This window comes from Burkholderia arboris, from assembly GCF_038723655.1.
Lineage (GTDB): Bacteria > Pseudomonadota > Gammaproteobacteria > Burkholderiales > Burkholderiaceae > Burkholderia > Burkholderia arboris.
On sequence record NZ_CP109823.1, the window covers coordinates 151,199 to 161,451 of the forward strand.

The following is a 10,253-nucleotide window of genomic DNA, read 5'->3' on the forward strand; positions in this document are numbered from 1 at the left end:
TCAATGGCCTGTCGAGTGATGGATTGCGGCGAGCGTGGACCGCAGGCGTTACCAGCCATCCGGAATGGGCATGGAATAGGTCAGCGGCTTTTCCGGCATGACTTCGTCCATGATGTCGGAGTAGCCGGACTCCTGGCCGACCAGATTGGGCTCGAAGCAGTAGCAGTTGAACGTCTTCTGCAAGACGAGGTTGTTGCGGTCGTTGATGGCCGGCGGATGCTCGTTGATCGCGATGAACGCGTCGTAAAGCGAGTTCCTGACGACGTACGCATGCGCGGTCAGCGTCTCCACGGTCTTGACGACGTTCGGCGCAACGGGAATGGGCGGCGCGAAGTGATACGCGCCCAGAAACAGCATGTGCCAGTCGTCCGGCACCTGCGCGATGAAGTCGGGGAAGCGCGCGGCGAAATCGGCGGCGAAGAACGCGTCGTCCTCGAAGATCAGGACTTCGCTCGCGCCGGCGGCCTTGGCCTGTTGCACGGCGGCGAGATGGCTCATCGTGCAGCCGTAGTCCTGCGGACGCATGTGGCTCAAGGATTCCGGAACGCTCACGAGTCTTGCATCGACCGCGGGCAGCCGTTCCACCGTGAGGATGTTCTGCTCGGCGAATTTACGCTGCATCGCCTCCCAGCGATCGGGACGCCGGTCCAGGTTGATGCAGACCTTGCGGGCGAAAGTGTTGTCGATCGTCGGCGTTGATTTCATGAGGGCTTTTTTTCCAGGAACTGATTGACATGGGCAGCGAGGACACCGGCATGCGGATCGAGCAGCATGGTCAGGTGGTCGCCGGGGACGTCCGTCACCTCGACGGGATGCGCCGAGAAGCGTGACCACCCCCAGGCCGGGTCCAGGCGAAGCTGCGCGATCTCGGGCGACGGATCGTAGTCGCCGGGATCGCGCTCGGTACTGCGGAACAACGCGATCGGCACGGGCAGCGGGGAGGCTTGCGGCACGTAGTGCGACTTGAAGTTGGCCTGATAGACGCGCAGGTAGGCGCGCAGGCGGTCGGGTCCGGCGTCCGCGAACCAGCTGCCGCGGGCGCCGATCCGGTCGAGAATCAGGCCGGCCTGGCCGTCGGGATCGAGCGGGACGAGGTCGTCTCGCGTCACCTGCAGGTCGGTCCCGAGGAAGGTGCCGATTTCGTGAGCGATCGCGACCAGCCAGTCGGTGTCGTCCCAGTCCCGCCAGTAGGTGGCGGCCGGGCAGTCGATGGGTGCGGACGCATCGAAGATCGCCAGCAGCTTCACGACGGCGCCCTTGGCGACGAGCTGCCGGCTCATTTCGAGCGCCACCTGCGCGCCGAACGAGTGGCCGGCCAGGTAGTAAGGGCCCGCGCCCACCAGCGGCCAGATGCGTTCGATGTGGCGGGCCGCGATGTCTTCCACGCGGGTGAGCGGCAGGCAGGCGCCGTCGAGGCCGAGCGCTTCCAGCCCGTGAATCGCGTGGGCGCCGCTCAGGCGGTTCGCGAGCGGGTGGAAGTAGACCACGTTCCCGCCGGCGCCCGGCAGGAGGAACAGCGGCGCGGCGGGACCGCCGTCGCGGATCGGCACGAGTCCGCCGGCGGGCGCGGACGGTTCCTGCGTGGCCAGCGCCGCCGCCAGCTTCTCGATCGTCGGGTTCTCGAAGAGACAGGAAATCGGCAGCCGGCGATCGAACGCCTTCTCGACATTGGCCATCAGCTGGATCGCGATGATCGAATGACCGCCGAGATCGAAATAGTTGTCGCTGACCGTGATGTCGTTTCGCTTGAAGATCCGCTGCCAGATCTCCAGCAACGTGCTTTCGTGCGCCGTCGGCGCGACGGCGCGGGCCGCCGTAACCGGACCGGCGGCGGGCTGGACGGCAGGGGCGGCCACGCCGCGCGGCGCGCCCGGCTGGCCACCGGCAGCCGGCGCATCGGCGAGCTGGCCGGTCGGCTGGTCAGGCTCGGCGGCGAATCGCTCCAGCATTGCGCGGAGGGTGTCCAGCATCTGCCGCACCACGTCGGGCGCGACGCGGTGTGCGTCGTGCGAAATTTCGAAGCCGACGCGCTCGTTCGGGTGCACGGTCAGGGTCAGCGGGTAATTCGATTCCGCGAAGGCGCGGGTGTCGAGGATCTCGATGTCGTCCGGCCCGAGATCGGGAGCAGCGGCAACCGGGAAGTTCTCGAACACCAGCAGGCTGTCGAACAGGCTGTCGCGGGCGGGCAGTTCGCTCCACGACTGGATATCGACCAGCGAACTGTACGAATGCGGCTCCATGGCCGTCTGGGCTGCGTGGATCTCCGCCAGCCATGCGGTGAAGGGGCGCTCCGGCGCGATGCGCAAGCGCAACGGCAGCGTGTTGATGAACAGCCCCGCGACCGACTCGACGCCGTCGAGCATCGGCGGGCGACCGGACACGGTGACGCCGAAGACGACGTCGTCCGTGCCGGCGTGGCGCCGCAGTACCAATGCCCAGACAGCGCGTACCAGGACGTTGAGGGTGACGCGATGGGCGCGCATGAGCGCTTGCAGCCGCGCGGCCAGGGTCTCATCGAGCAGGAACTGCTGTGTCCGGCGCGTAGCCTGCCGCGCGGCGTCGCCGGCGGCCTGCCGGGCCGGACCGGCCGCGATCGGCGTGGCGGCATGGAACCCCGCCAGTTCGGCGCGCCACCAGGTCTCGTCGGCCGAGCGCGGATGGCGCGCGAGCCAGTCGATGTACGTGCGGTATCCCGGCGCCGATGCAGTCACCGCGGGCGCGCCGGTGCGGACGAGCGACAGGTAGTCGTCGAACACTTCCTTCATCAGGATGGCGGTGCTCCAGCCGTCGAGAACGATGTGGTGTGCGCTCCAGCAGAAGCGATGGCGCGTGTCCGTTTCCTGGATCAGCGTGCAGCGGAACAACGGCGCGCGCTGAAGATCGAAGCCGCGCCGCCGGTCATCGGCGAGGAAGGCGTCGAAGTCCTGCGCACGGCGGGACGCATCGCGGGATCGCCAGTCGAGGAATGTCCACGGCAGGTCGACCGCGTGCAGCACGGTCTGGACGGGCTGATCGCGATCGGCCCACGCGAACGCGGTGCGCAGCACGGGATGGCGCGCGAGCGCATTGCCCCACGCTTGCCGGAGCGCCGGCACCTGGAGCGGGCCGCGGACGACGAAGCTGAACTGCTGGAAATAGGCGGCGGGATCCAGGTCGTACAGCGAATGGAACAGGATGCCCTGCTGCAGCGAAGAGAGCGGGTAGCTGTCCTCGATGTTGTCCCATGCGGCGTCCTGGACCGACGCCGCGAAGTCGAGCAAGCGGTCCTTGAAGTGCGCGGCCAGGTTCTCGACCGTCTGCCGCCGGTGCAGCCGCTCGCCGTAGCGCCAGTCCACCTGCAGCCTGCCGTCGACCACGGCGGCGACGATCTCGAACGCATGCGTGCGCTGCGACCGCTCGGCACGCAGCGAACCGAGGTCCTCGGCCGCCGGGCGCCAGCCTTCGGATTGCTGCAACACGGTGTCGAGCCGCCCGTGATAGTTGAAGAGGATATCGGCGCTCGGCAGCGCGGCGAGGCTGTCGCGCACGGCGTCGTCGGGGCTCAGGTAGCGGAGCAGCGAATAGCTGAAGCCTTCGGCCGGAATCTCGCGCAACTGCTGCCGTGCGGCACGCAGCGCTTCCTCAGGCGTGTGCCAAGCGTCGGCCTCGAGCACGACGGGGTAGATGGAGGTGAACCAGCCCACCGTCCGGGTGAGGTCGAGCGGCGCATCCGACACGTGGCGGCCGTGACTTTCGAGATCGATCCGGGTGCGGGCGTTGCCCGTGACCATGCTGCAGGCTTGCGCCAGCGCGGCGAGCAGGACGTCGTTGATGCGGGTGTCGTAGGCCCGCGGCAGCCGGCGCAGCAATGCCGTCGTGGCGGCTTCGTCCAGCTCGAACGACACGGACGCCGCGTCGCCGACCGCGTTGCTGGCCGCACCCGCGGCCGGATAATCGACCGGCATCGGTTCGACGGGCTGCGCGACGAGGGCGTGCCACAGCCGGGCTTCGGCGCCGATGGCCGGCGAACGGCTCAGTTGCTGCAGGTGCATTGCCCATTCGCGGAACGAAGTCGTCTTCTCGGGCAGCGGCTGGCCGTGGTAGGCCGCATGCAGATCCTCGAGGAGCACGCGCCACGATACGCCGTCCACCGCCAGGTGATGGACCGACACGAACAGGCGGGCGAGCGGCTCGTCGGCCACGCAGAAGAGCCGGGCCGCCAGCAGCGGGCCGTGCGTGATGTCGATGTCGCGTTCGGCTTCGGCGGCGGCGGCGCGCATCGCCGCCAGGCGCTCGCCGGCGTCGCCGGCGATCTCCCGCTTCGCGAAGCAGGCGGGCGCCTCGCCGCCGGCGACGACTTCCTGGGTCCAGCGGCCCGCGCTGCGCGAAAAACGCAGGCGCAATGCGTCGTGATGGTCGTGGACTTGCCGGAACGCGTCGGCGAGCCTCGACGCGTCGATATCCGCCGGCACCTGGATCAGGACCGTCTGGTTGTAGTGCGACGGCGCATCGGTCTCCTGCTCGAAGAACCAGTGCTGCACCGGTGTGAGCGGCGCATCGCCCAGCGGGCTGACGTTCGACGCATACGTTGCCCGCTCCTCGGGCGCAGCGGCCAGCTGCGCGATCGTCTGGTACTGGAACAGCTGTTTCGCCGTCACACGAAGTCCGGCGCGATTGGCGCGCGCGATGACCTGAATGCTCAGGATGGAATCGCCGCCCAGTTCGAAGAAGTTGTCGTGGATGCCGACCGAAGGCAGTTGCAGCACGTCTTGCCAGATTGACGCCAGGAGGATTTCCCGGGGCGTGACGGCCGGCGCGTGCGGCCGTGGCGCGTCGATCGTGTCCGCGGGCGCAGGCAACGCCTTGCGGTTGATCTTGCCGTTGGGCAGCATCGGCAAGGACGCCAGCGCGACGAACTGCGACGGCACCATGTAGTCCGCAAGCTTGCCGCCCAGATAGCCGCGAAGATCGGCGAGGTCCGGCGCTGCGGTCGCGACATAGGCGATCAGGAACGTTCGGATGCCTTCCGTTTTCGCGATCACGACACAGTCGTCGACCGACGGATGCGTGCGCAGGGCGGCCTCGATTTCACCGGGCTCGATGCGCAGGCCGCGCAGCTTGATCTGGTGATCGATGCGGCCGAGGAATTCGATGTTGCCGTCGGGGCGGTAGCGCGCGAGATCGCCGGTACGGTAAAGGCGCGCCTGCGGATCGGTCGAGAACGGGTCGGCGATGAACTTCTCCGCGCTCAGTTCCGGTTCGCCGTGATAGCCGAGCCCGACCGGCGTGCCGCCGATCAGCAGTTCGCCGGCCACGCCGAGCGGCGTGGGCTGCATCTGCGCGTCCACGATGTAGAGGCGGGTGTTGGCGATGGGCCGGCCGATCGGGACGATGCGGTGCGGGTCGTCGCGCCGGCACGTCCATGCGCTGACGTCGACAGCGGCTTCCGTGGGGCCGTAGAGGTTGTACAGCCCGACGTCCAGGCGCTCGAAGCAGCGCTGCTGCAGGTCGTAGGGCAGCGCCTCGCCGCTGCACACGACGCGGCGCAGCGACGTGCAGTGCGCGTCGAGGTCCGGATGGTCGAGGAAGGCACGCAGCATCGACGGCACGAAGTGGATCGTGGTGATCCGTTCGCGCTCGATGAGCGCGGCCAGATAGTCGGTCTCGCGCTGTCCGCCGGGTCGGGCGAACACGAGTCGCGCACCGGTGACGAGCGGCCAGAAGAATTCCCAGACGGAGACGTCGAAGCTGAACGGGGTCTTCTGCAGGACGGCGTCGTCGGCTTCGAGCGAGTAGGCGTGCTGCATCCAGAGGATGCGGTTGGTGATCGCGCGATGGGTGTTGAGCGCGCCCTTGGGGCGGCCGGTGGAACCGGACGTGTAGATCATGTAGGCGAGGTTGTCGCCGTTCAGATCGGGCTCGGGGTTGACTACCGCGTCGAGATCGAGGCCGAGTTCGTTGGAATCGACGACGATCAGGGCGGCATCGGTATCGGGCAGCGCGGCGCGCAGATGTTGCTGGGTGAGGAGCCAGCGCAACTGCGCGTGCTCGATCATGAAGCGCACGCGCTCGGCGGGATAGTCTGGGTCGACGGGGACGTAAGCGCCGCCGGCCTTGAGGACCGCGAGGAGCGAGACGATCATGTCGAGCGAGCGCTCCATGGCGACGCCGACGAGGGCGTCGGGCCCGACGCCGAGCGCGATGAGCCGGTGCGCGAGGCGGTTGGCGCGCAGGTTGAGTTCGGCGTAGGAGAGCGTGGCGTCGTCATAGACGGCGGCGACGGCATCGGGCGTGCGCGCGACCTGCTGTTCGAACAGACGGTGCAACGGTTGCGCGGCGGCCTCGCCGAAATCCGTCCCGGTCCGGTTCCACTCGACGGTCAGCAGGTTCCGCTCCGCTTCGCTCGTCAACGCAAGCCCGCCGAGCGGCCGGTCCGGATCGGCGATCACGGCATCGACGAGCGTGCGGAAGTGTTCCGCCATGCGATCGATCGTGGCGGCGTCGAACAGGTCCAGGTTGTATTCCAGCGAGCCCGCCAGGCCGTCGTCGGCATCCTGGATATGGAGCGTGAGGTCGAACTTGGCGGTGTGGGTCTCCACCGCCACCGGCGTCGCCACGAGACCGGGGAAGTTCAACGTCTGGGAGTGCGCTTTCTCGTACGCGAACACGGCCTGGAAAACCGGCGTGCGGCTCAGGTTGCGCTCGAGCTTGAGCGAATCCACGACCTGTTCGAACGGAATCTCCTGGCGGCTATAGCCGTCCAGCGCGACGCGCTTCACGCGCGCCAGCAGTTCGCCGAAGGCCGGATTGCCCGACAGGTCCACGCGCAGCGCGAGCATGTTCGCGAAGAAGCCGATCAGCGGCTCGGTCATGCTGGAGCGCCGATTGGCGATCGGGGAGCCGATGACGAGGTCCTGCTGATGGCTGTACCGCGACAGCAGCAGCGCATACGCGGCGAGCACGACCATGAACGTGCTGGTGCCGGACGCACGTGCGATCGCGCGCAGGCCGTCGGCGCGTTCGCCGTCCAGCCGGAACGGCAGCACCGCGCCGCGGAACTGCTGGATGGCGGGGCGGGGACGGTCGGTGGGCAGTTCGATCAGGTCCGGCGCGTCCGTCAGCGATGCGCTCAGAAGCGCCAGTTCCCGATGCGTATCGGCGGACGCCAGGCGCTCGTGCTGCCACACCGCGTAGTCCGCGTACTGGATGGCCAGCTCCGGCAGCGGCTGGCCTGCATAGAGCGCGGCCAGTTCGCCGATGAGGATGCCTGACGACCACGCATCCGACACGATGTGATGCATCACGACGCCGAAGACGTGCCAATCCGCATGCACGCGATACAGCACGACGCGATAGAGCGGCCCGGCGGCGAGATCGAACGGACGATCGGCTTCCTCTGCGAGCAGCGCGAGCGCTTCGGACTCGCTGGCGACGTCGACGACGTCGAGCGCAACCGGCGCGGGCGGCGCAATGCGCTGGACCCCGAGGCCGTCGATGGCGGGAAACGTCGTGCGCAGGATCTCGTGACGCCGGCTGATCCCGGACACGGCATCCCGCAGGCGCGGGAGGTCCAGTTCGCCGTCGAAACGCAGCGCGCTCGAGATGTTGTAGGCGGCCGACGGGCCTTCCAGTTGCGCGAGGAACCACAGGCGCTGCTGCGGAAAGGACAGCGGCAGATCGTTCGCGCGCGAGCGGGGCAGGATGTTGCCGGCCGTCGAACCGGCGCGGGGCGACGACGCCTCGATCAGGTCGGACACCGCGCCGATGGTCTGGAGTTCGAAGATCGCGTCGATGCCGATCTCGACGGAGAAGCTGCCCCAGATCCGCGAGACCAGCTGCATGGCCTGCAGCGAATCGCCGCCGTAGTCGAAGAAGCGGCCGGCGAGATCGACGGCCGGGTTGTCGAGCACGTCGCGCCAGATGCGCAACAGTTCGAGCTGGACCGGCGTGGCGTCGGGACTGGCCGCGTCGGGCGCGGCGGCCGGCGCCATGGCCAGCAGCGCCGGGCGATCCAGCTTGCCGTTGGCGTTGAGCGGAAATTCGGCGATCGGGACGATGTCGGACGGGACCATGTAGTCCGGCAGTTTCCCGGCCAGGAACGCCCTGAGGTCCGCCACGTTCAGGCTCGCGGAACCCTTGACGTAGGCCGCCAGCTTGCGCACGCCGTGCGCCGATTCGCGCAGCATGACCGCCGCGCCGACGACCGCCTCGTGCGCGGTGATCGCGGCCTCGATCTCGCCGAGTTCGACACGGTGCCCGCGAATCTTGACCTGGTCGTCGACGCGTCCATAGCACTGGATCCGTCCGTCGGGCAGCCATCGGCCGATGTCGCCGGTGCGATAGATGCGCGCTTCGCCCGGGAACGGATGCTCGACGAATTTCGCGGCGGTGACGTCGGGTCGCAGGTGGTAGCCGCGTGCGAGGCCGGCGCCGGCGAGGCAGATTTCCCCCGGCACGCCAAGCGGGACCGGCCGCAGGGCCTCGTCGAGCATGTACACCCGGGTATTGGCGATGGGCCGGCCGATCAGCACCGCAGCCGGCACGTCCTCGACGCGCTCGACGATGCAGCCGACCGTCGCCTCGGTGGGGCCGTACTCGTTGTAGATTTCGATCGACGGATCGATCTTGCGCAGCGTCGCGATGTGCTGGGGCGTCAGTTCCTCGCCGCCGACGATCACCTTGCGCACGCCGGAGCGTGCCAGGTTCATGTACTCCAGCAGGTGAATGTGGGTCGGCGTGAGCTTGAGGGTGTCGACGCCGCTGCCGGGCTGGAACATCCGGGCCAGGATGGTGTCGATGCTTTCCGACTGCGGATAGATGCGCAGCGTCTTGCCGCGCACCAGCGGGCAGAAGAGGTTGGTCAGCGTGAAATCGAAGCACAGCGAGCTGTACAGGCCGAAACTGCCGGTCGTGCTTTCCGGAAAATAGTATTCGGCGGCCCACGCGATGTAGTGGGCCAGGTTCCGGTGTTCGAGCAGGCAGCCTTTCGGGCGCCCGGTCGAGCCGGACGTGTAGATCACGTAGGCCAGGTTCGCCGGTTCGGCGCGGCACGGCGGATTGTCCGGCAGCGGCGTCCAGTTGGGGAGCTCCTGGTCCAGCAGCAGCGTCACGCCGGAGAATTCGTACCACTGCGCCAGTTGGCTCGACTGGGTCACCAGCAGCGACAGGCCGGTGTCGCCGAGAATGTGATTGATCCGTTCGGCCGGATAGGCCGGGTCCAGCGGAACGAACGCCGCCCCTGCCTTCAGGATGCCGAGAATCGCGACGATCATCCATTCGGAACGTTCGAGCATGACGCCGACCAGCGATTCCTGCCCGACGCCGTAATGTTCGCGCAACTGATGCGCGAGGCTGTTGGCCCGGGCGTTCAGGTCGGCGTAGGTCATCAGCGCACTGTCGGTGACGAGGGCAGGCGCCGCCGGCGTGCGGGCGACCTGCGCTTCGAACATCTCGACGACCGTCGGATGGCGAGGGCCGGCCGCCGCGGTTTCGTTGAAGGTGGCCAGCCGCCGGCGCGCGTCCGGCGCGCTCGCGTCGATGTCGCCGACCGGCTGGTCGAGGCGTTCGAATGCCTGCAGCACCGTGGCGAGGCTGCTCGCGAAACCGTCCACGACGAACGGCTCGATGGCGCCGGCATGACGAATCTCGATTTCGCCGCGCGCCAGTCGCAGGTGCAACTGCAGGTCGTCGTCCTGCCCCGTCAGCGCGTGGTGCACCCGGTCGTCCGCCAGCGAGACCTTCGTGAGCTGCGCGAGCGCCAGCTCCTTTTCGTTACGCACCAGCGTTTCGAGCGGGAATCGATGCTCGGCATAGCTGTCCTCGACGATCCCGGCCACGCGCGACAGGTAGTCCTCGATGCGCTCCTCGGGGCGGACCTCGATGATCAGCGGAATGGCGCCGGCCCGGGTCGACGGGTGCTCGGCAAGCCCTGGCGTGCCGAGCACCGTGACCGGCGTCCGGAAGTATTGCCAGAGCAGGAACGCAATGCCCGCCGCCGTGACGGCGAATTCGGCAAGCTCGCCGTCGCCGATGCGCCGCAGCACGTCGAGCGACGCGGGCGTGAGCGGCACCGTGCGGGACAGCAGGCGCCCCGGTTGCGGGCTCGGCGCGTGCGCGGCGATCCGGTAGGTGCCGGTGACCCGGGACAGGCTTTCGCGCCAGAATCGCGCGGTGTGCGCATAGCGATGGTCGGTGACCAGCACGTTATTGTCTTGCACAGGAAACTCCTCGATACGTTTTGTTCACCTGAAACAACCCGAAGCCGGGCGCATGGC

Annotated in this window: 2 protein-coding genes; both read right to left on the reverse strand. The window is 68.1% G+C overall.

Going from position 1 to position 10,253, the window contains the following annotated elements; genetic code table 11:
* Nucleotides 1-48 precede the first annotated feature (48 nt).
* Complete coding sequence (locus OHZ10_RS33610) at nt 49-705, reverse strand: glycosyltransferase family 25 protein (protein WP_059241569.1); 657 nt, start codon at nt 703-705, stop codon at nt 49-51.
* Nucleotides 702-10,196, reverse strand: coding sequence for an amino acid adenylation domain-containing protein (locus tag OHZ10_RS33615; protein ID WP_342706338.1), 9,495 nt, complete (start codon nt 10,194-10,196; stop codon nt 702-704). Before OHZ10_RS33615 ends, OHZ10_RS33610 begins: the two co-directional genes overlap by 4 nt.
* Nucleotides 10,197-10,253 lie beyond the last annotated feature (57 nt).

Coding starts and splice junctions, on each gene's coding strand:
- OHZ10_RS33610 (WP_059241569.1), bottom strand. CDS start 705: ATGAAATCAACGCCGACGATCGACAACACTTTCGCCCGCAAGGTCTGC.